Annotated in this window: 16 protein-coding genes; 3 read left to right on the top strand and 13 right to left on the bottom strand. The window is 37.1% G+C overall.

Features of this window, described 5'->3' with window-relative positions:
* Position 1: 1 nt before the first annotated feature.
* Genes U9R83_RS04040 through U9R83_RS04015 form a run of 6 tightly spaced genes read right to left on the bottom strand, consistent with a single transcriptional unit; the run spans position 2 to position 8,945 of the window.
* Positions 2–424, bottom strand: a complete 423-nt coding sequence (locus tag U9R83_RS04040) for an NUDIX hydrolase (RefSeq protein WP_116742051.1) — start codon at positions 422–424, stop codon at positions 2–4.
* Between the two features lie 5 nt (positions 425–429).
* Entirely contained in the window at positions 430–2,271 is a 1,842-nt protein-coding gene (locus U9R83_RS04035; RefSeq protein ID WP_014461507.1) for a 2-aminoethylphosphonate aminotransferase, read from the bottom strand.
* Positions 2,264–3,394: a phosphonopyruvate decarboxylase gene (gene aepY, locus U9R83_RS04030; RefSeq protein ID WP_226556131.1), complete on the bottom strand. Its 1,131-nt coding sequence runs from the start codon at positions 3,392–3,394 to the stop codon at positions 2,264–2,266. Before aepY ends, U9R83_RS04035 begins: the two co-directional genes overlap by 8 nt.
* Positions 3,387–4,904 (bottom strand): phosphoenolpyruvate mutase, encoded by a 1,518-nt coding sequence (aepX, locus tag U9R83_RS04025; protein ID WP_014461509.1) that lies wholly within the window; start codon positions 4,902–4,904, stop codon positions 3,387–3,389. The genes aepY and aepX overlap by 8 nt, the downstream gene beginning before the upstream one ends.
* Before the next feature lie 13 nt (positions 4,905–4,917).
* Complete coding sequence (locus tag U9R83_RS04020) at positions 4,918–6,327, bottom strand: Mur ligase family protein (protein ID WP_014461510.1); 1,410 nt, start codon at positions 6,325–6,327, stop codon at positions 4,918–4,920.
* Complete coding sequence (locus U9R83_RS04015; protein ID WP_243548784.1) at positions 6,324–8,945, bottom strand: putative amidoligase domain-containing protein; 2,622 nt, start codon at positions 8,943–8,945, stop codon at positions 6,324–6,326. The genes U9R83_RS04020 and U9R83_RS04015 overlap by 4 nt, the downstream gene beginning before the upstream one ends.
* A gap of 245 nt (positions 8,946–9,190) precedes the next feature.
* On the opposite strand from U9R83_RS04015, the gene U9R83_RS04010 reads away from it, so the two are divergent.
* Entirely contained in the window at positions 9,191–9,865 is a 675-nt protein-coding gene (locus U9R83_RS04010; RefSeq protein WP_226556132.1) for a hypothetical protein, read from the top strand.
* Between the two features lie 3 nt (positions 9,866–9,868).
* On the opposite strand, the gene speE is transcribed toward U9R83_RS04010, so the two are convergent.
* The gene (speE, locus tag U9R83_RS04005) at positions 9,869–10,756 is read right to left on the bottom strand and encodes a polyamine aminopropyltransferase (RefSeq protein WP_042992322.1); all 888 of its coding nucleotides are present in this window, start codon (positions 10,754–10,756) and stop codon (positions 9,869–9,871) included.
* A gap of 360 nt (positions 10,757–11,116) precedes the next feature.
* Here speE and U9R83_RS04000 point away from each other — a divergent pair, with 360 nt between their 5' ends.
* On the top strand, positions 11,117–12,298 hold the full coding sequence (locus tag U9R83_RS04000; protein WP_014461515.1) for an MFS transporter: 1,182 nt from the start codon (positions 11,117–11,119) through the stop codon (positions 12,296–12,298).
* Between the two features lie 49 nt (positions 12,299–12,347).
* Here U9R83_RS04000 and nasC read toward each other — a convergent pair whose 3' ends face one another.
* Together nasC and nirB are read right to left on the bottom strand one after the other, a co-directional pair.
* Entirely contained in the window at positions 12,348–14,498 is a 2,151-nt protein-coding gene (gene nasC, locus U9R83_RS03995) for an assimilatory nitrate reductase catalytic subunit NasC (protein ID WP_243548782.1), read from the bottom strand.
* Positions 14,499–14,517: 19 nt separating this feature from the next.
* Positions 14,518–16,863 (bottom strand): nitrite reductase large subunit NirB, encoded by a 2,346-nt coding sequence (nirB, locus tag U9R83_RS03990; RefSeq protein WP_243548780.1) that lies wholly within the window; start codon positions 16,861–16,863, stop codon positions 14,518–14,520.
* A gap of 337 nt (positions 16,864–17,200) precedes the next feature.
* On the opposite strand from nirB, the gene U9R83_RS03985 reads away from it, so the two are divergent.
* Complete coding sequence (locus tag U9R83_RS03985; protein WP_016763097.1) at positions 17,201–17,635, top strand: hypothetical protein; 435 nt, start codon at positions 17,201–17,203, stop codon at positions 17,633–17,635.
* A 55-nt stretch (positions 17,636–17,690) separates the two neighbouring features.
* On the opposite strand, the gene lrgB is transcribed toward U9R83_RS03985, so the two are convergent.
* The 4 genes from lrgB to U9R83_RS03965 form a co-directional block, all read right to left on the bottom strand.
* Entirely contained in the window at positions 17,691–18,371 is a 681-nt protein-coding gene (gene lrgB / locus U9R83_RS03980) for an antiholin-like protein LrgB (RefSeq protein WP_013055484.1), read from the bottom strand.
* Between the two features lie 33 nt (positions 18,372–18,404).
* Positions 18,405–18,839 (bottom strand): antiholin-like murein hydrolase modulator LrgA, encoded by a 435-nt coding sequence (gene lrgA, locus U9R83_RS03975; RefSeq protein ID WP_028407516.1) that lies wholly within the window; start codon positions 18,837–18,839, stop codon positions 18,405–18,407.
* Positions 18,840–19,001: 162 nt separating this feature from the next.
* On the bottom strand, positions 19,002–19,742 hold the full coding sequence (locus tag U9R83_RS03970) for a LytR/AlgR family response regulator transcription factor (protein WP_048020050.1): 741 nt from the start codon (positions 19,740–19,742) through the stop codon (positions 19,002–19,004).
* 1 nt (position 19,743) lies between these two features.
* Complete coding sequence (locus U9R83_RS03965; protein WP_014461521.1) at positions 19,744–21,495, bottom strand: sensor histidine kinase; 1,752 nt, start codon at positions 21,493–21,495, stop codon at positions 19,744–19,746.
* Between the last annotated feature and the right edge of the window lie 88 nt (positions 21,496–21,583).

The raw sequence follows: 21,583 nt of genomic DNA, 5'->3' as shown, positions 1-21,583 counted from the left end.
CCTATACGTAAAAAGAATCCGTGTCTTTTAAAACATAGAAAAAAGGTATTTCAGTCTCATTTAGACATCTAGTCATTCGATCCTTAAAGTTATCTAATTTAATGATGCCTTTTGCTTCTTCGAACGTAAAATATCCTACATCCTGCGTTTCACTAGAAACTGAAATTTCCCCGCTAATCGCTTTTCCCTTTAATAAAATAACAGTAGTAGATCGTTTAACATCTTGTTCTACTCCGAGAAAGTTTGTCACTTCAATAACAATTCCAGATTCTTCTTTAACTTCTCGTATACCCGCATCTGTTATCGATTCACCTGCTTCGACAAAACCACCGGGAAATTCCCATCCCCGTCTATGGTTTTTGACTAGAAGCACGTGATGATCTTGATTTACCACCATAACTGCTACAGCTAATTTTTGATTCACTTTTTTCACTCTCCTTTTAAAGTGTTAAGATATTGTTCAAGAAGGTGAAGAAATCTTTCTATATCTCTATACGTGATATTACCAATATTGGCTATTCGAAACGTTTCTAATTTATCGATTTTACCGGGATAAATAGTAAATCCTTGTTTATAAAAAAAATCATGCATGATATCAAAATTATAATTTTGATAGGAAGGTTCGAGGATAGAGGTAATAATTTTAGAATGATGTGTTTCAGGAACCAAATAGGTCAACCCAAGCCGAGTAATTCCATCCGTTAAAGTAGTCCATGATTTTGAATAGCGTTCATATCGTCTCTCGATTCCTTCCCACTGAGTTTCTATAATTGCCTGCTTTAAGGCATACATAGTCTGAACAGGAGGAGTAAAACGCATTTGTTTATTCATTTGGAAATAGCGATACTGATCATATAAATGAAGATAAAGGTTGCGAGGCTTCATTTTCTTCGTTTTTTCTAACCTTTCTTTATTTGCTATAACAAACGACACGCCTGCCATTCCTTGAAGGTTTTTATTTGCACTTGCGGCCAGATAGCTTATATTCATTTTTTGCATGTCAATTGGAACAGCTGCATAGGAACTCATTGCATCTACAATCATCTCGATATTTTCCACTGCGCAAAGTTTCCCAATTTGCTCAATATCATTAAGAAGCCCTGTTGACGTTTCACAATGAACAAGCGCCAGATAAGAAACGTTCGCCGAAATCTTTTTTATAAAAACTTCTAAGTCATTCATATCAATAGCCCGCTCAGCGGAGCTTTTATATTCTGCATAATCCAGCCCATAAATTTCAGCGATTTTACACATTCTTTCACCGTATGGACCATTATTAATAATAACAACCGTACCGTTATCAATTACTGAACTTAAAATCGATTCCACGGCCGCCGTTCCAGATCCGCCGAATAGTACCGTAGTATATTTATCTGAATTCCCAACAAACTTTGTTAATTCAGCAGAGATAAACTCCATCGTCTCTCCAAATTCTTTTTCTCTCGGGCAAATGTCTTCCACTATTTGAGCATATTTTACGGTGTCTGTTGTAGTTGCCGGTCCAGGATTCAGGAGGATATTTCTTTTAACGGCGTGCGGAATACCTTCACGAGCTTTAATAATCGGATAAACAATAGTAGTTGCTCTTGCCCAGTGATCTTCATCATCCACTTCACACCATGCCAAATTATCCAGTTTATGAACATACACATTTGCTTTTTCGGAAATTTTAACAAGCCCGTATTCATAATCAATCGCTTGATTTAGCTGAAACAGCGTATTTGCTTCATCACAAAGTCTCTGAAATGTAGCATAAGAGAGTTTGGTTAAACCAACTAGTTCTGCATAAATACTATTCAACTCTTCTTTTTGTTTTGACATATTCTTAAGGTTATTATTTTCATCAGCTTCGATATACACTTCATCGCCAGCATCGTTCAATTTACTCGCTAGTATAACATCTGATCTCGAATGATTTATTAATGTTTTCAACGCACTCTTTTCATAAATTACATCTGATTCCAATAGTAAAAAATCTTCTTTAATATAACTTTTAAATTGATACAGCGTAAACAGACTTCCCGTTGTTTCGTATCTAGAATTATAAACACATTTTATTTGAGGGTATCTAACCATTAGCTTTTCATATTCTTCTTTCATATAACCTGTTCCAATAAAAATCGTCTTAACTCCTGCTTCTATTAACTTTGAAATGGAATGTTCAATAATCGATTTTTCATCAATCATCAAAAAACCTTTAGGGCGGTTTCCAGCTCTTTTACGAATCCTGCTCCCCATCCCCGCAGCTAGAATAACAGCTGTCTTAATCATCTAAAAACACCTGCAGTCTTTCTCTGACTTCATAAGGCTTCATTTCAGGACGCCCCAGGTTCTTTTTAGATCCCTTCGCTATTTTAAGATATAAAAATGTTAATTTTTTATCATTTTTCCACTGTTTGATATACATCTCTAACTCATTTAAGTTATGAACATGAATGGAATTTTGATACCCACAGGAAGAAGCAATATCTACAAAATTAATGTTATGAGAGACCGTATGTTGTCCCCCTGTAGAATCATGGGTTTGATTGTCTAAAAGAATGTGTAATAAATTTTCCGGACAATAGTATCCGTTGGTTGCTAGATTTCCCATGCGCATAAGCAAAGCTCCGTCTCCATCAATCGTAATGATGTTCTTTTCATTTCTGCTCAAAGCTAAGCCCAAACCAATGGAACTAACGCACCCCATAGATCCAACCATATAAAAATTATTTTTTGCGTCTTCTATTTCGTAAAGCTCTCTTCCCGTTTTTCCTGTAGCGGCCAATTGAATGGTATCATTGTCCTTTAGTGAATTAACTACTTGTAGTGCCTCATACCTTGAAGGTAACTCGTCGGTTGTTATCTGTTCACTTTTCATTTTAGGAGTAACGTTTTTCATTGATTTTTCTGAAAGCTTAACTGACTCAAACGTTCCTTTTTTCACAATAAAGAAGTAGCTTTCATTATTTTCAATAGCTTGATTAGCCCGCCGTAATTGGTTTTTAACTTCGGTAAAATCAAAAGATAAATATTCCCATTTTATTTTCATTGTATTTAGCAGAGCAGGAGTAATTTCTCCCATTAATTCATGCTGCGGTTCATCCGGAAATCCAGGTTCTCCGCGAAAACTGACAAATCCAAGGACAGGAATTTTAAACGGATGAATAAGAGAGGTTAAAGGGGAAACAGCATTTGCTAATCCGGAGTTCTGCATTAAAACAACCGCTTTCTTGCCAGCAATTGATGCGCCAGCAGCAATTGCTACTGCTTCTCCTTCATTTGCTGCTGCAACGTATTCACATTCGTTGATAGCGTAATTAATTAGAGGTTTAAGATAGGAACAAGGAACCCCACTATAAAATTGAAAACCTAGTTTTTTTAATTGATTCCCAAATGATGATGTACTAATCATTTTTCCCACCATCTTTTTGAAGCTTTATATACGTTTCGGTATCTATCCATGATCCCATCGTATATTTAACAGCAACCGGATGAATTAAATTAATATAATTAAAAAAATCAGAGAACGTGAGCTGAGCAAAATCTTCTCTTTGTGCCAGTTCTTCCAAAACTTTTTTTACAACCTCAGTGCCTTTTCCCGAAACTTTCCAAAGACCAATGAATTCACCATGAATGTTTTTAGAATTGGGACTGGATGACATTTGAATTAAGTCTACTGTTTTGGAATAAAGCTTTTTGGAATAGGGAAATTCAGCCGTTACATAAGATGTTTGATCCCCTTTTAAATCATAATCAGCTCCTGCTACGATAGTGATATCGCCACTTTCATGAATTAACTCCTCAAAAACATGAGTTTTATACACGATGTTACTATCACTGATTAAAGTAGCCGTTCCTAGCTTATCTCTTGCAGCATAAAGATCATATAATTCTCCTTGATTAGGAGACTCCTTGTCTTCCATAGCTTTGTTACTGTCTACTTTTATACTATTTGTCACGCCAACTTTTTTTAACTGATTCATTTGCTCAGTTATTAAAACGTCATTTGCTGATTTTTTTACCAGAATCATAGCGTTAATACTATGATTGGCAGAGCTTAAATAAAGTTTCTCTGCCATATCGAGCTCTTCAGCTTTTTGAAGACGGAAAACTTCCTCAAGCGGAGAGACATTTTTTTCTACGTTAATCAAACTTTTATCGTAATAAATCTGAGCGGACGTTTTCTGCATAGCTGTAATAGAAGATCTTAAATTATGGTTGGCCCAAATGCTTAAGCTAATTCCTAAATCACTAAATTTATCAGTTGGAACCGAATAATATTTGGTTGGAACAATAATAACCGGAAGCCTGTTTCCCCACTCTTTCATAAAAGCTTCAATCTCTGTCATATCTGACCTTTTACTATGAATCAAAACGGCATCGGTTCCCGCTTGGCGATAAGCTTCTGCACGTTTTAAAGCTTCTTTCAGCCCCCACCCTGCAATAAATGCTTCTACACGCGATACCACTACAAAATCTTCGTCATTTTGGCTATCTTTCATTGCTTTAATTTTGCCGCAAAATTCATTAATATCTGCGAGCGGCTGTGCTTCACCTTTAATAAATGAGTTTGTTTTTGGAAACAATTTATCTTCAATACATACGCCTGGAATGTCTCGCTGCTCCAACTTCTTAACTAATCTTCTTGCATTATTAAAATTCCCATAGCCTGTATCACCATCCAGAAGAATGGGAACGGACGTTGCATCACTCATAAACTCTAAGATATCTAATACCTGTGTCCACGAAGCCTCATTATTATCTCTTACACCCAGTGCTGCGGATAAAGACAGGCCGCTGGCCCATATCCCTTTGAACCCTGCTTCTTCTACAATCTTTGCAGATAGCGCACTGTGAGCCTCCATAATAAACTCTAGCTGTTTGCTTTCTATCAACTCTCTTAGCTGTTTGGTCTTTTTCATGTCTATCCTCCTTTTACTCTTCGTTGTCTAGAATAAGTTTATTTCTTAATTCTTTAAAAGTAGGTTTTGTCATAACACGATGTGTTACTTTTAATAAAATTATTGTATTTTCATTTAAATATGGAGCTAGCACATTGTATACTTCATCACCAGTTTTACAAAAATAGACTCTATTAGGGTCCATTCCATATTTTAAAGCTCCTGTTCCAATAGCTTTTGCTTCATCTCCCACTACAACTAGAATGTCAATTTTGGATTCCGCTGCTTTTTTTCCCATATCTTCATATTGTTTAATTGCATAAGGTCCTTCTCCTAGCTGAGGCATGTAGCCTAATAAAGCGATAGATTGTTTCTCTTTTGACATATCACTGAGAACTCCAAGAGCTGTAGCCATCGATAAAGGTGAAGAGTTCCATGTGTCGTTAATTACCGTACATTCATTCATTCCTCTTTTAAATTCCAAATGTTCTTCTACTTGTTCAAATAAGCTTAGTCTTTGTATGGCAACGGAAATATCAACGCCCACATAAGATACTGCAGCAATGGCAGCCAGTGCATTATACACATTATGTTCACCATATCCAGGGATAAAAGCATCGTATTCTTTGTTTTTGTGCTTTAAAGTAAAAGTCATTCCCCCATTAGCATATTTAATATCTTTTGCTTGAAATTGGGAATCATTATTCTTACCTATATATACAACATTTTGAAGATGCTTTACATCAAGCACTCTCTTAATATTTTCGTCATCTGCGTTTAAAATTAAAATTCCGCTATTTGGATCTAAGCCTTCTACAATTTCGGCTTTTGCTTTCATATATTCTTCAGGTGTTTCACAATCAGCAAGATGGTGCACGCCTATATTTAATAGAATTCGTATTTGTGGCTGAAAGTAGCGGCACGCAACTTTTAAATAACCTGGATAAGCGACCGGCATTTCAAAAACAGCTACTTCTGTCGTATCATCAATACCTGTTAAATAACGTAGATTTACAGACATAGAATTCATACTCATCCACGTAGCTTTCACTTTATAGTCTTCAATTAATATTTGTCGGATCATCTCTTTCGTGGTCGTTTTTCCACAAGTTCCTGTAACTCCAATAACAGGAAGATCAAAAAGCCCTCGGTAGTATTCGATAAATTTCCAATAAGCCTCTTCTAATTGAGCTGTTTTAACAAGAATAATATCTCCCTCTAAGTTCGTGCACAGCTCAGGGTGATCTGTTATAACGACAATTGAATGATTTTCTTTCCAATACTTTCCTCTAATCGGTTCTCTATCTAAATGAAAGATGAGTGTATGATCCTCTATATCCTTTTTAGCGTAGTTTATAGCATGTTTAATAACAGGATTTCCTGATCCATAACAAAGGTCTCCCCCCGTTTGTTTAAGGATTTCATTTAATGTAAAGTGCTTCATGTTAAATCCTCCTTTTCTTCTTCGTAACCAGCCAGTGAAGACGCATAATTAAGCAGACGAATCCCCGCCAAAGTACGCAGCTTATAAGCTCTAATTTGTGAGAACAGACTATCTGGTTTTGCATTTATTTCAAGCAACTTTATGGAACCGTACTGATCTATACATAAATCTACCGCTAGCTCTCCAAAAGGACCCACTTTCTCTTCTACTGTTGCCACAATATTTTTAGATATTTTAGCTAATTGGTTTATAATGAGCCTCCTGTCTGTTGGATCGGGATATAAACTATTCAATATTTTACTGAGACGCATATTCGTTTCTGAATCTTCCGTTAGCACATCTTCACCGGTGAGACGCGCAACCATGCCCGTTCGAAGCCAAATTTGCTTTTCATTTTTTTGCATATAAACCCGTATTTCTAAATTTTTATCTTTATGCTGTTTTCTGCGAATTCCTTCTTGAACAAGATAAGGATTGTTTTTCATCAAAGGGGAGAGCAAAGCAAATAATTCTTCCATATTACTGAATTGATGTAGCTCTTTTTTATTAAGATCAAACCAAAAGATGCCTGTTGGTCGGCGAACGATGCGCATGACTCCTTTACTTAAGGCCCCGCCAAGCGGTTTTAAATAAACTTCTCCGTACCTATCAAGCATTTCTGCAATGTCTTTAGGACTTTGTACGAGACGTGACTCTGGAAGAAATTCTTCATATTCTTTCATAAGAAGTTCATATGTTGCCCACTTATCTCCCGTAAGCTGAAACAAGTTTGAAGAATTAACAAAAGGAATTTTATAAATCGCCTGAAGTTTTGCTCTTACTTCATCTATTAAAATATTTTTTCTGCCATCTATGAAATAACGGTCATAAATAACAGCAGGAAAAGGAAAGAGCCCTTCACCGTTAATGGTTGTTCCTTTAACCAATTTTTTCTCCCAATCAATATCTTCGGGTTCAAACACATATACAAGCATTCGCTTTTCATTTGCTAAGCGACATAGATGGTGGAAATAAGTTGTTTGTCTTTCAAAAGGACGGTTAGCAAGAATGCCAATGATAGGACCTAAAGTTATAATGCCTTCTGAAGCTGATAGCTTGGGGCACCAATCTTTTGGGAGAGATAGTTTATCACGGAGAGATTTAGAGAGTTGAACCATATTTGGATGGCGAAATGAAAAAGGATAAGAATGCACAGTTGCCGTTGATATTGCCTTTCCTGCACTAATAATCGTAGACTGCCCCTCTTGGAGGCCGTATTTTAAACGGAGCTTTTTGGGGATTTGGATAATATGTCCGCGGTCATAGATTTCTTTAGAAATCTTTGCATTCCAATTCCTGCGAATATCATTTGATTCATCACAAGGAATTTCTTTTTCGATCATTTCAAATAGAAAAGATAGTTCATTTTGATAGTATGAATAGCTGGATGTTTTCATAAGATTGGCCTTGATATCTTTCCACATTCGTTTAAGAAAGATTTTATTCCCTTGATAGTAGGCACGCTGCGTAAGTGGATGAAATAAAAATTCGCTTTTTAATTCATGATGATGGGTAGCAACTAGCTGAGCAAGAGCTAAAGTGGAGAGAGTAATTCTAGGGTCGATAATCCAAGAGCTTAAAGTTAAATACTCAAATCCATACGGTTTCTCACGATAGCGTCCAAGACCTCCATGGTTCGTTTTTCGTCTGAGTTTAGCGGTCTTAGATTCTTCTATCAGCGCTACGGGAATAGCAAGGTAGTGGTCAAGAGCTCTTAATAAGGATAAAGAAAGCGGAATGCCAAAATGAATATGTCCTCCACATTGATACCCTGAAAACGGCATGCTGCCTGCTCGAAAATGAACATTTTCATATGGTACCTGTGCAGATGCTTTTTCTATTAATTTTTGGATATTCTCAAATAGCTCTGTTGATGAATTCGCTTTTTCAGGCCTAACTTCTACTAATGCATACTCACCGCTATCTTGCTCTATTTGTCTTTCATCACAGCCTACCGGACCTTCAACAGAAAAAAAAGTAGAAGCTGGTAGAAGCTCTCCATCACAACTTAACATAAACTCAACATCAGCACCCATGCTAAAAGGAAGACTAGGCTTTAATGGATTTTCTATCCATTCACTCTCTGATGAGTTAATATCGGTGACGATACACTCTCCATTTTCTAATACCCCCATTTTGACAAAGCCGCTTTTAGCTCCCGTTACGTAGAGCGCTCGAATGGCTACGTTCGTCAGCATTTCCGGTACATCCATGCTGTTTATCTGCTCTAATTTCCAACCGAAGGCTTGCGTTCGAATGGGTATTTCATTAAATACAACATGTTCACTGGTTACTACTTGTACTTTTTTCACGCTCAGTCCTTCTACTTCTAGACAATATTCTTTGTCTATTGCATATATTTTCGTAAAATAATCATATCCTTCATATATTGCTTGGTCCTTTGTATTGACGATAACAATATCTCTTCCGCTATAGTGACCATATTTCCTACCTATCACTGGATATGAACAGGTTTTTGGGTCAACTAATTCAACAGACGGTATATTATTCAGATTAAGAGTTTGCAACGTCATTTCTTTATCAGATAATATCCCTAACTCTTCTCTCATTGGATCCATTTTAAAGCCTCCTAGTTAGAACTTTCTATCGTATTTTGCTCCTTTAATGCCCTATAACAACAATCAGCTACTCATATAGTATGTAACTATACAAAATACTCCTGTACATATATCTATTTATTTCCACCACCTCCGAAAACTTTTTATGTATGTATTTAACTTCTGTAATAATTCACCGATTTTATTTTTACTGCATTTATTATAGAAAGGATAGATTTCAAACGATATAAAAGGAGAAATAGTAAATGACATTAAAATTCATTCATGGAAACTACTTAAAATACAATAAAGGAACTGGCTTTATAAGCTGTCATGTGGATGCACTTCATGCAGAACCACCCGCTGCTGATTTATTTACGGATAAAATTGTAGAGAATTTAGTCAAGAAAACAGGATGTGCAGGAATCGTTAGTACGGTTTCTAGAACCACAGCAGATTTAAATAGAAATCTAAATGAAACAAACTATGAGGGAATACAAGAATATAGAAGAACAATCCAAGAAATTGTTAAATCTTTAAAGATAGTAGATAGTAATAATTGCCTTCTGACACCCTACCTGCATTTATCTTTTCATGGAATGAAGGATACACATTACGGGCCTTATGCAATTGAAGTGGGGACTTTATATGGACAATCCTGCTCAAAGGAAGTTAAAGATTGGTTTCAACAGGCCCTGACTAAAAAAGCTGAAGATTCGTTCCCTAAAATCCATGTAATATTTGATAATAAATTTGTTGGAAACGAATCAATTGCCTTTCACAGACAAGGTGACAATAAGAACTATACAGGTTACAGTCATAATTTTAATACGTTTCAAATTGAATTATCCCGAACTCTGCGCAGCAAACACAGAACTACCATAATAAATATATTTTCCGAGATTATTGATGACTTTCAACAAACATTCGTCGCTACTTAGTTTTTAGGAATCTTTTCCGTCTACTATTTCTTTTATATATTTAGGTAAAACAAATGATGCACGGAAAATTTCAGGATCAACATATTGAGTATGTGTATGCTGTAGCTTCGTCAGATCGGCCTGAAGAGGATCCATTTTTTTAGAAGCAATTGTAAAACTCCAAATGCCACAAGGGAACAGAGGTATAGTCACTAAATATGTGCGGACAATTGGAAATAGCTCCTTTAAGTTTTTAATTGTGCCTTGTAACGTAGAAGTATTGTAGTAAGGAGATCCTGATTGAAAAACAACCACGCCATCATCTTTAAGGCTGTTGTAGACATATTGATAAAAATCAGGTTGAAATAGTTTTTTTCCCGGTCCAACAGGGTCAGGTCGATCAATTATGAGAACGTCATAAACTCCCTTTTGTTCTTGAATCCAATCTATTCCATCGCGATGTATCATATTGAGCCTGGTTTCACCATCGTAACAAGAAGCCGGAGTTAGCCATGTGCGGCAGATTTCTGTAACTTTTGGATCGATTTCGACTACATCAATTTGTTGAATTCCGTCATACTTCATTGCTTCACGTGCAGGACCGCAGTCTCCTCCGCCAATCATTGCAACTTTTTGGGGATTTGAATGCGTTATAATTGGCACATGGCTAATCATTTCATTATAAATAAACCCTTCTCCTGTTGAAATTTGTGGGGTACCATCTAGCACCAGCATTTTCCCATACCATTTTGTATCCACAATACTGATTTGTTGATAGGAAGATTGCTCATAGTGAAGCAGACTTTTTACTTTATACCCCATTTTCACTCTAGCCTGTCCAACGTAACTCCATATCCAGAGAACTCCATTATCATCCTTTTTATAACCTGAAAGAGGATGCTTTTCTGTCACTTTTTCCACCTTCTATTTCGAAAATTTGTGTTCTATATAAAATATGAATTATTTTTGATTTGGCTATAATTCGATAGCACAAATTTATAGGTGCTGACTCTATTAATCTCTCTCATTTTGAATTTCTTTCCCAATTTCCACTATATTTTCACTTACTTTTTTAAAGTCTTTTAACCGTTTCTTTATGAGCACTTAGAGTTTACGACTAGGTTATCCTTTCACTTTTTTCTGCATCCTTTCTCCAGTAAAACCACGGAAGAAAACCTAACACAAAATGATACATAACAAAGAAAGCGTAGTATCATAATTACCATATTGCAACAGCTTTGCGCTGCATATAAAAAAGGAGGTTTTTAAGCAATGTTTTCTAAACGGCCCTTATCTGTACTTCTTATCTCGACTTTATCTATGATTATTGCTTTTTCAGTATGGTCTGTCTTCGCACCTATCGCTGCAGATATTCAAGTGATGTATTCATTAACCAATGCTGAAAAAAGTATTTTAATTGCCACTCCCGTCTTACTAGGTTCTCTGATGCGAATTCCAATGGGGATTTTAACAGATCGCTTCGGGGGAAGAAAAGTGTATTCGTTGACTATGCTGGCTCTTTTGCTCCCCACCATTTGTGCAGGCTTTACTCATTCTTACTCCATGCTGCTCTTTTGGGCATTTTTTATCGGCATGGCTGGAACAACATTTGCTATTTCCATTACATATGTCTCTAAATGGTATTCACCTCAAAAGCAAGGTTTTATTTTAGGAATTGCCGGGATGGGCAACTTAGGATCGGCGGTAGCAAGCTTTAGTGTTCCACTTATCTTTTCTTCTTTTGGCTTGCCTTGGGTATTTTGGAGTTTAGCAATTGCGGTAGCCTTGATGGCTCTTTTATTATGGGTAGGAACTTCAGACCACCCTTCTGCTGCTTCTCCTAAAACGCTTCAGGAATCTTTATCGGTATTAAAGTTTAAAGAAACGTGGTTTTTATCCATTTTCTATTTTTTAACATTTGGTGGATTTGTAACGTTCAGCATCTATCTTCCTACCATTTTGCATGATCAATTCGATGCTTCAACTGTAGACAGTGGGCTAAAAACAGCTGTTTTTGTTATACTAGCGACGTTTGTACGGCCTCTTGGAGGATATTTATCGGATGTATTCGGAGCAAAAAAAGTACTCACCCTCGTCTTTACCGGAATGCTACTAATAGGGTTATTTATTGCATTTACCATCACGGCCTTCTCCCTATTTAGCGTAGGTTGTTTACTTGCAGCTCTTACTCTTGGTATCGGAAATGGAGCTGTTTTTAAAATGGTTCCATCTGTTTCAACAGGAAACATTGGAGCTGTTACCGGGATCGTAGGAGCATTCGGAGGAGTAGGCGGCTTTTTCCCTCCTATTGTGCTAGGCTTTATAAAAGATACAAGCGGAGATTACGTTGTCGGTTTTTCCTTGCTAGCGCTTTTTTCCCTATTCTGTCTCTTACTGAATTATTCTGGATTCAAAAAACAAGATGTACGTATTAACCAAAAGCACCTTGCCTGATTCCACGTAAAAAGCCTCTTTTTTCAAGAGGCTTTTTGCATCAGCATTTTTAATAGCTGCTTCTTTTTACAGAAGGGCTAATATTCACAGCACTTACTTTAAACCCCGGCATCTTACAGGCGGGATCTAATTTCTCAGAGACAAGGTTATTAACATTTTGAGAATCCGCCCAGTGAAAAGGAACAAATACGGTATCTGGCCGAATGCCCTCTGAAAATTTGCTTCTTACCACAATCCTTCCATATGAAGATTCAATTTGTACTAATTCTTGATTCGAAATTTCATATTTTTTCGCTGTTGAAGGGTGAATTTCCATAAAAGATTCGAAATTTCTAGCAGATAAAGACGCACTTTTTCGCGTTTGTACACCCGTTAAATAGTGTGACATCACTCTCCCTGTTGTTAAATAGAGAGGATATTTTTCCGTTATTTTTGCCTTAGGAACAATAGCTTGATTCGAGACAGGGACCATCATCGCTTTTCCATCACTATGAGCAAAACGCGTTTCAAACAGGCGCTCGGTTCCTTTATCTGTTAAGCTTCTGCATGGCCATAAAATTCCTTTTTCCTCTCGTAATCGTTCGTACGTAATACCGGAGTAATCAGCGATCCCTCCTTTACTTGCCGTTCGCAGTTCATTGAATATTTCTTCAGCTGATGAAAACGAAAAATGTTCCTCTTTCCCCAAAACTTTAGCAATTTCACATAGTATTTCCCAGTCGTGTTTGATTTCGCCGCGGCATGGAAAGCTAGCTTCGCGTAATGTAACTCTTCCCTCTACATTTGTCATGGTTCCTTCATCTTCCAAGTAGGAAGATGCTGGTAAGATCAAGTTTGCTAATTTTGCCGTTTCTGATTCAAACATATCTGCTACCACTAGAAATTCAAGCTTTTCAAAAGCCTTCTTAACAAAATTAGCGTTTGGATTTGAAACTGTTGGATTTGAACACATCAAAAACAGCCCTTTAATTTCACCGTCATGAATTTTTTCAATCATCTCATATGCAGAAACACCTTTTCTAGGAAGATCTTTCTCCTCTATGTTCCACACATCTGCTATATACATCCGGTGCTCATGATTTTCGATTGAGCGGTAGCCTGGAAGCTGATCCGCTTTTTGACCATGCTCTCGGGCTCCTTGCCCATTTCCTTGACCGGTAATGGCCCCATATCCGCAGCGGGGTTTACCGATTTTCCCAACAGAAAGTAGAATATTCAAAAAATTTCGCACCGCATCACTTCCGTCTGTTTGCTGCTCTACTCCTCTAGCAGTAAAAATCATTCCTGTTTCTCTTTGACCAAACATACGGGCAGCTTGATACATTTCCTCCAGTGGCACTCCCGTTATTTCTTCAATGACATTAAACTCTAGAGACGCCACATATTGCATCACCTCTCTAAATCCATTAACACGTTCTTGCAGAAATCGTTCATCCAGATAATTTTCTTCAATAATGATCTTTAAAATTCCATTGGCTAATGCTGCGTCGCTTCCCGGTTTAAGTTTTAGATGTAAATCTGCTATTTTAGTTGTAGCTGTTTCTCTTGGATCAATGGCAATAATAAAAGCTCCGTTTTCTTTTGCTTTTTCAAAATAAGGCATAATCGTTGGCTGACATTCTGCAATATTTGTTCCAGCTAACATAATACATTCAGTAAACGGAATCTCTTGCAAGCTATTCGTAAATCCTCGGTCCATGCCAAATGTTTTACTAGCAGCAGAAGCAGCAGCCGACATACATAAGCGTCCATTGTAATCAATATACTTTGTTTTTAATGCAACTCGAGCAAATTTCCCTAATAAATAAGCTTCTTCATTTGTAATAGAGGCACTTCCATAAACACCTAGCGCATCTGCTCCATTCTTCTCTTGAATCTCTGTAACCTTTTCTTTAATATAGTGAAGAGCTTCTTTCCAAGAAATCTTTACAAACTCTCCGTTTACTTTTAATAAAGGGTATTGAATCCGATCTTTATGCAAAGGATGCTGATGCGCATTCATTCCTTTGATACATAACCTTCCTTGAGAAGTAGGGTTGTCTGTTCCAATTGTTTTATACGTTTTCCTTTTTACATGTGTTTGTTCAACTAACTGCATTTTACACTGCATGCTGCAGTAAGGACACTGCGTATTATAGATACGCTCGGTTTCAACATGCTTTTGCTGCTCACGAAAATATTTCAATAGCATCTCAGTCATCGTAGTTCACCCTTCTTTCCTATAATAAATATGTGATTGCACGAGAGCGTTCTGAGCTGAGCTGCTTCATTAAATACTCTCGATTGTCTACCTCAAACAAAACTTCTCTGACATGAACAATTCCTACTCGTTCGATCCAGCTCCCGACAGTTTCTAAATAGTTCCCCGTTTCACGGTAATATTGAATCAAAGAACAGCTGATTTCTACTGCTTCTTCGTTTGTTTCGGCCACATAAAACAGCTCCCCGCTTCTGGCTTCTGCGCTGCTTCCGCCAGCATATATTTCCCATCCTCTTTCTATTCTTCTTAATCCTATATCACTTGTTGTTACACTCTCTGCAATGTGAGAACACGAAGCAATACTGATTTTGATATCACATGGGGTCTTTACATATTCAAGCTGTTTATCCAATTCATTTGATAAAGCAAGAGCAGGTTCATACTGACAAATACACGTTCCTTTTCCTATATAAACAGATACATTTTTAACTGTACGTTCATATAGCTGCTGAAGTCCTCTATCTACTTCCTCACTTATCAACGGAAGATATTCTTTTTTCACTCCAATAAGTTGAATGCGCTGATCACTTGTTAAACGAATATTAGAGATGTTGTACCTTTCAGCTACATTTGCTATGTTCCTTAATTCCTGTACATTTGTCAGACCACCATGAATTTGCGGTACCACTGCATAAGTCCCATCGTGAAGCAAAACTGCCTGGTCATTCTCCGTAGTAAATAAAGAATGTCGATTGTTTTTATAATGAGGATTCATCATATCTAAATAGTAATGAAGACCGCCTTCACATAACGAACAGCCTTTCATGTCTTTAAACTTTAATATTTCTCTTACTTGCTGAACCGTTTCAAATTGATATTGCTGCATTTCTCTTACCAGCTCATCTTCTGATAAATATGTACATGTACAAAAGGTTTTTTGTTCAATGATTTCATCAAACTCATCGCTTTGAATATATGTTAAAAGATCTGTTACAAGGGGTTTGCATCCTCCGCATGAACCAGAAGCTTTCGTGCAATTTTTTATTTCATCTACTGTCGTTAAATCATTTTTCTGTACTGCTTCAATAATGGCTCCCTTTGTTACACCGTTACAGTTGCATACGGTATCTGTAAGTGGCATAGAAGTTACTGCATTTTCTTTTTCATGTTGAGAAGGAAATAGTTGTACTTTTTCCGCTTGCGACAAATCCTTTTTTTCATTAATCATTTGTGACAGCTTTATAGCCTCACTGGTATCTCCAAAAAGAACAGCTCCCACTATTTTCCCTTCGCGAAAAACTACTTTTTTGTATATACCATCTAACATATTCGAAATCGTAATGGCTTTTGCACCTTGATTTTCTTTGAACTCTCCGACTGAGTAAACGTCTATTCCTGATATTTTTAATTGAGTGGAAAGAACGGACCCGCGATAACCATCGTTTGTTATTTGGCAAAGGTGTCTTGCTAAGACTTTTCCTTGTTCGTAAAGAGGAGCAACAAGGCCGTATGTTATCCCTCGATGTTCAGCACATTCACCTACTGCATAGATATCCGGGATGCTCGTTTCTAAATAATCATTTACGATAATTGCTCTATTTGTTTTTATTCCGCTTTTTTTAGCTAGATTAACATTTGGCCTCACTCCTGTAGCCATTACAACTAAATCAGCTGCAATTTTACTGCTATCGTTAAATCGGACGCCTTCTGCTCGGTTGTTCCCTATAATCTCATCTGTATGTTTGTTTAACAGAAAACTCATGCCTTGCTTTTCTAATTCTTCTCTTAACATAGCAGATGCTGCTCTGTCTAACTGTCGCTCCATTAAGAAACCCGAACGATGAATCACTTGAACGTCCATTCCCAAATTTAATAGTCCTCTAGCGGCTTCCAGCCCTAACAGACCTCCTCCAATAACCGCTGCTTTTTTATACTGTTTAGAAATTTCAATCATTTTTCGGCAGTCTTCGATGGTACGAAAACCGAGGACACCTTCTTTGTCAGACCCTTTAACGGGGAGCATATACGGGCTCGAACCAGTAGCAATAATAAGCTTGTCGTACCTCGTCTCTCTGTTTTTATCTGTTTTTATTATTTTTCTCTCGGTGTCTATGTGCGTAACGCTTTCTCCTTTACATAAAGTGATATTATTTTCCTTGTACCATGCAAAAGAATGAATATTTATATCTTCAAGCTTTGTACTACCTTGTAAAACGGTTGATAATAAAATTCGATTATAGTTAACGTGAGGCTCACTTCCAAAAACAGTAATATCAAAACAACCTGGAGAATGAATAAGAATTTCTTCAATACAGCGCATTCCCGCCATTCCATTTCCGATTAATATCAGCTTTTGTTTCGTCATATAAAAACCTCCAACACATAGATTCAGACCGTAAAATATACAGTTTTTATTATTTCATAAACTGCTCTAAAAGAAATGAACCTTGTTATAACTTCTAACACTAAAATCTGTTTAAAGCGTATGAGTACGCCGATACCGTTCGTTGAAAGCAAGCTTTTATATAGAAGATTAATATGCTTTAAAAAGGGGTAGAAAAAAGGATGCTGTGCTTATATCACCTTTCCCTACGCCTTATAAGTAATCTATATAAAATTTTGTTATCTTCTTTTTGCCTACTATTTATTTATTTTGAAATCAATTATGATAAAAGAAAGAGTCTGAATTGGAGGTTTAAAACATGTCAATAACCGTTCACGCCACTCAGTGGATTCATTTTCAGATTAAATTGTATAACCTTCATTCCAAAACGAGATCGCTTAAAGATCAAAAACTAGAATTACCTCTGCCAGAATTCCATCAAAACCTGATCATATTTACATCAGCAGCTCATCATGGCCTTACGTTTGGATATCAAGCCATTCAATGGGATACACCCTATACTTCCTGTCCGATTTACATAGAGCATCAGTCTATTCCATGGTCCACTTTAGAACAACGTTCCCATAAGCACATAACCGAACATATTACAGCTATTTTCTTAGAGACAATGTTTTATAGACAAAGTCAATTCAAACAATGTCAATTTTGTTTTGAATTTATCATTCCTGAGAGTCTTTTTGACCATACAACCTGTCAAAACTGCGCATCACGACATTTTGGAGTGGTGTATTAATTAACAAACAAAAGCCTGAAGGAGTCAGAGGTTCTCTGACTTCTTCAGGCTTTTGTTACATAACTAGCTGAACAAAAAGTGGAATAACGGCAACTGTAACGACACCTACAATAACAACGGCAATACTTGCCATGGCTGCCTCTACTTCTCCCATTTCAATCCCTACGGCTACCCCTAATGCATGTCCAGAAGTTCCAAGAGCTAACCCTTTCGAAATTGGATTTTTCACCTTGAATACTTTTAAAAATAAAGCGCCAAGCGCATATACGATGACTGCATTAAAAATAACAGCAAAGGATGTAATAGCAGGAATCCCTCCAATATCTTGAGACAATGGAAGCGCAATCGCTGTTGTAGCTGCTTGTGGAAGCATTGATTTCATCACGACTTCGTCCATATGAATACCTTTAGCAATCGCAAAAATAATGGCTACCGAACAAACTGACCCTACCGCAATAGAAGAAAGAATTTGCCACCAGTACTTTTTTAATTTATCGGCTTGCTTATATAAAGGGATGGCAAAAGCAATTGTTGCCGGTTCTAAAAAGAAGCTGATAATCTTCCCACCGCTGCTATATTCCTCATAAGAAAAGTGACCAATTTTCAAAAAAGCAATTCCGAGTACCATTGCCACAAATAAAGGAGTAAATAAGAAAAACCCTTTTGACTTTTTAAATAAATACGTTCCAATGCCGTACGCAGCTAAAGAAACCACGATTCCAAAATACGGATTCATCTTTCCAACCACCTTGTCTCTTTATAATTGATGTTAAGCAATACCTTGTTTTTTTGTTTTTTCACTCATAGCTACATCTTTTATTTCTTCTTTTGCTTTATTATCTTTTGTCATGCCAAGTATAAGCTGTGAAAATAAGCCTGTAACACCTAACAAAATAATCGTTGCCACGATGATGACTAAACAAATTTGAATGCCGTACTGCTGCATAACACCTAATGAATTCATAACAGAAATACCTGCTGGCACAAATAAAAATCCGATCAAAGAAGTTAAAGCCGTTCCCAGTGATTCAACTTGCTCTAGTTTAATAATCTTCAAGCAGAGTGCAAGAAATAACAGCACAAGTCCAATGACTGAAGCTGGCATTGGAAAAGGCAAATGCTCTGCAATAAAATCTGAAATCAACATAATTACGGAAAAAATAAATGCTTGTGTTAAAAAGCCATACACTTTTTTAGCACTCATTTCTTTCACCTCTCTCTGTTTGTTGACTTCATTATATAAAATGAAAATCAATTAGAAAGCGTTTTCAAACCGAAGAGTCAAATATTTATGCTCACTTACAAAAATCGAGCCTTGAAATGCAAAAAGCAGCTTGCCAAAATGCATACGCAAGCTGCTTCTTACTTAAATTCCTAAACGTTTCTTCAATTCTTTAGCATATGTACGGCTGACAGGAACTCGCTCATCGTTTTTCATTACTAAATTATACGTAGAATTAAACCATGGCTGTACCTCAGAAATATGATGTACGTTGACGATATAACCACGGTGCACACGAATAAACGACTGAGAAGGAAGCTTTTTTTCTAGCATAGCCAGCGTATCAGCAGTATGATAGGATTCTGTTATGGTCTGAACCGTGACTTCTCCTTCTATCAATCCTGCAAATAAAATATCCTCTATATTCACTAACACAATCGAATCATCTACAGAAATCGCTAACTTTCCAGTTTGTGAAGAAGAATCTCCTATCGATTCTTCTTCTTTGACAGGGTGATGAGGAATACGCATTTTTTTATATTTATGAATGGCCTGCACAACTCTTTCTTCATCGAAAGGCTTCAAAATGTAATCAATTGCATCTACTTCAAAGGCTTGTAAAGCGTACTGATCGTACGCAGTTGCAAATATAATAGCAGGCGGGTTTTTCATTTTTTTAAGCCTTTTAGCAATATCAAAACCGCTGTCATCTGACAATTGTATATCTAAGAATAATAAATCCGGTTTTTCATCCATCATTTTATCCAACGCCTCTTCGATACTTTCAGCTTCTTCAATGAAGTCTACTTCTTTCGTTCGGTGCAATAAGTATTTTAATTCATCTCGCGCTAACATTTCATCGTCTACTATTAGTACTCGCAGCATATTACATACCCTCGCTTTTTAATTCAATTGGTATAACAAACGAAACCGCTGTTCCTTCTGTTACGTCAAACTCCAGCGCTGTTTCTTTTCCAAACAATCCATGTAAACGTTGTTTAATATTGTAAAGAGCCGTCCCCGTTCCTTTTTCTGAAAAAACGGGCTGATTGCCAAGCAGTTCCAATCGTTTTGTGTCTATACCTTGTCCATTGTCTTTTACCTTTACGTATACATATTTATCTTTTGTCTCAATATAAACTTCTACGCGACAGTGCTTTTGTTTGCGCGGAAATGCGTGCCGAATGGCATTTTCCACAAGTACTTGAAGAATAAACGGCGGAAGCAAGACATCATCTAGCCCTTCTTCAATATACATGTCAATTTCGTATTTATTAGGGAACCTGGCTTGTTCAAGCGATAAGTACGCGTGAACATGATCAAGCTCTTTTGATAACGGAATCAGCAGCTGCCTTGCACCTTGCAAATTGGAACGAAAATAAATGCTTAGCTGCAGTAGCAGCTTTCTGGCTTTTTCTACGTCCTGTCTGCACAGCGCCGATATCGTATTAATGGCATTAAATAAAAAGTGAGGATTCACCTGTGCCTGTAAAGCTTTAATCTCCGCATCTTTTAGCAATTTACTTCGAAGCTCTGCTTCGCCGAGCTCTAGCTGAGTTGAAAAAAGTTTAGCTAATCCTTCTGCCAGCTCTTCCTCCACCCGGCTTAACCCGCTCGCATCTTTAAAGTACATTTTTAGTGTTCCAATGGTAGTACCGTGAGAAGTAAGCGGCATCACAATAGCGGCATGAAGCGGGCAGTCTTTATGCTGACAATCAATTTGTTCTCTCGATTTTGCTTTCATAATTTTCCCCGTCTTCAGCACTTCATGAGACAGCCCGGTAATTAAACTATGGGAAGGAACGTGGTGATCAATTCCTTCTCCCACATGAGCTAAAATTTTGTGCGTATCAGTTAACGAAACAGCATCCGTACCTGTGAAGCGATGAATAATATTTGCAACATTTTCACATGATTCACTAGTGAGGCCCTGACGAAAATGTGGAAGCGTTTGATCCGCGATTAATAATACTTTGTGTGTCTGAAGCGCTCTCATTTGTTCCTCTTGCCGTAAAATGGACTGAATAATTGATAAGAAAATATAGCTTCCCGTACCATTTACAATAATCATTGGAATAGCAATGATACTCACTAGCGTCCATGCCGCATCAAACGGTTTAGCAAATAATAAAATAATCAGCATCTGAAGCGTTTCCATCGCTATGCCTACAAGTGCAGCAAAGCGCGGTGTAATCGTTCGACGTTTTTTCCGGTAGGCATAGCCGATATATCCAGTTAACACCCCTGCTAAAACGGACGAAACTGCACAGCTAAACGCCGTACTCCCTCCTAACATAAAGCGATGAACACCAGCAAGCAGTCCGACTCCTAAACCAACAAAAGGACCGCCAAGCAGACCGCCCATTTCCACACCCATAATTCGCGTATTTGCAATCGAGCTTGATGGATCTACTTTTAATAATAAATCTTCACTTCGAATAATGGTTCCTTGAATTTCAATTCCCGTGTAGTTACTAATAATGCTAAAAAGAGAAAAAATAAAAATAAGTACAGCCTTTCCTTTATACCCTTGCTGTTTGCGGAGAAATTGCCGAAAAACTTTTGTATGTGCCAGCAAAAAACCTAAAATGACAATAACTCCGACTCGTTCTACCATCATAATTAATAAGTGAATCATTTTTAGCCACCCTTTGCTGTCTGTTTCTATTTTATATTGTTACACTGATGGTGGCAGAAATCTAGCTTTACACATATAAAAAAGCTGT

Origin of the sequence: Priestia sp. LL-8 (assembly GCF_036227845.1) — a bacterium.
GTDB classification, from domain to species: Bacteria; Bacillota; Bacilli; order Bacillales; family Bacillaceae_H; genus Priestia; species Priestia zanthoxyli.
This window is presented reverse-complemented; position numbering and strand designations above follow the sequence as displayed.

Excerpts from the sequence above, each read along its gene's own strand:
- U9R83_RS04035 (WP_014461507.1), bottom strand. The coding sequence starts at position 2,271 with ATGATTAAGACAGCTGTTATTCTAGCTGCGGGGATGGGGAGCAGGATT.
- aepY (WP_226556131.1), bottom strand. The coding sequence starts at position 3,394 with ATGATTAGTACATCATCATTTGGGAATCAATTAAAAAAACTAGGTTTT.
- aepX (WP_014461509.1), bottom strand. The coding sequence starts at position 4,904 with ATGAAAAAGACCAAACAGCTAAGAGAGTTGATAGAAAGCAAACAGCTA.
- U9R83_RS04020 (WP_014461510.1), bottom strand. The coding sequence starts at position 6,327 with ATGAAGCACTTTACATTAAATGAAATCCTTAAACAAACGGGGGGAGAC.
- U9R83_RS04015 (WP_243548784.1), bottom strand. The coding sequence starts at position 8,945 with ATGGATCCAATGAGAGAAGAGTTAGGGATATTATCTGATAAAGAAATG.
- U9R83_RS04010 (WP_226556132.1), top strand. The coding sequence starts at position 9,191 with ATGACATTAAAATTCATTCATGGAAACTACTTAAAATACAATAAAGGA.
- U9R83_RS04000 (WP_014461515.1), top strand. The coding sequence starts at position 11,117 with ATGTTTTCTAAACGGCCCTTATCTGTACTTCTTATCTCGACTTTATCT.
- nasC (WP_243548782.1), bottom strand. The coding sequence starts at position 14,498 with ATGACTGAGATGCTATTGAAATATTTTCGTGAGCAGCAAAAGCATGTT.
- nirB (WP_243548780.1), bottom strand. The coding sequence starts at position 16,863 with ATGACGAAACAAAAGCTGATATTAATCGGAAATGGAATGGCGGGAATG.
- U9R83_RS03985 (WP_016763097.1), top strand. The coding sequence starts at position 17,201 with ATGTCAATAACCGTTCACGCCACTCAGTGGATTCATTTTCAGATTAAA.
- lrgB (WP_013055484.1), bottom strand. The coding sequence starts at position 18,371 with ATGAATCCGTATTTTGGAATCGTGGTTTCTTTAGCTGCGTACGGCATT.
- lrgA (WP_028407516.1), bottom strand. The coding sequence starts at position 18,839 with ATGAGTGCTAAAAAAGTGTATGGCTTTTTAACACAAGCATTTATTTTT.
- U9R83_RS03970 (WP_048020050.1), bottom strand. The coding sequence starts at position 19,742 with ATGCTGCGAGTACTAATAGTAGACGATGAAATGTTAGCGCGAGATGAA.
- U9R83_RS03965 (WP_014461521.1), bottom strand. The coding sequence starts at position 21,495 with ATGATTCACTTATTAATTATGATGGTAGAACGAGTCGGAGTTATTGTC.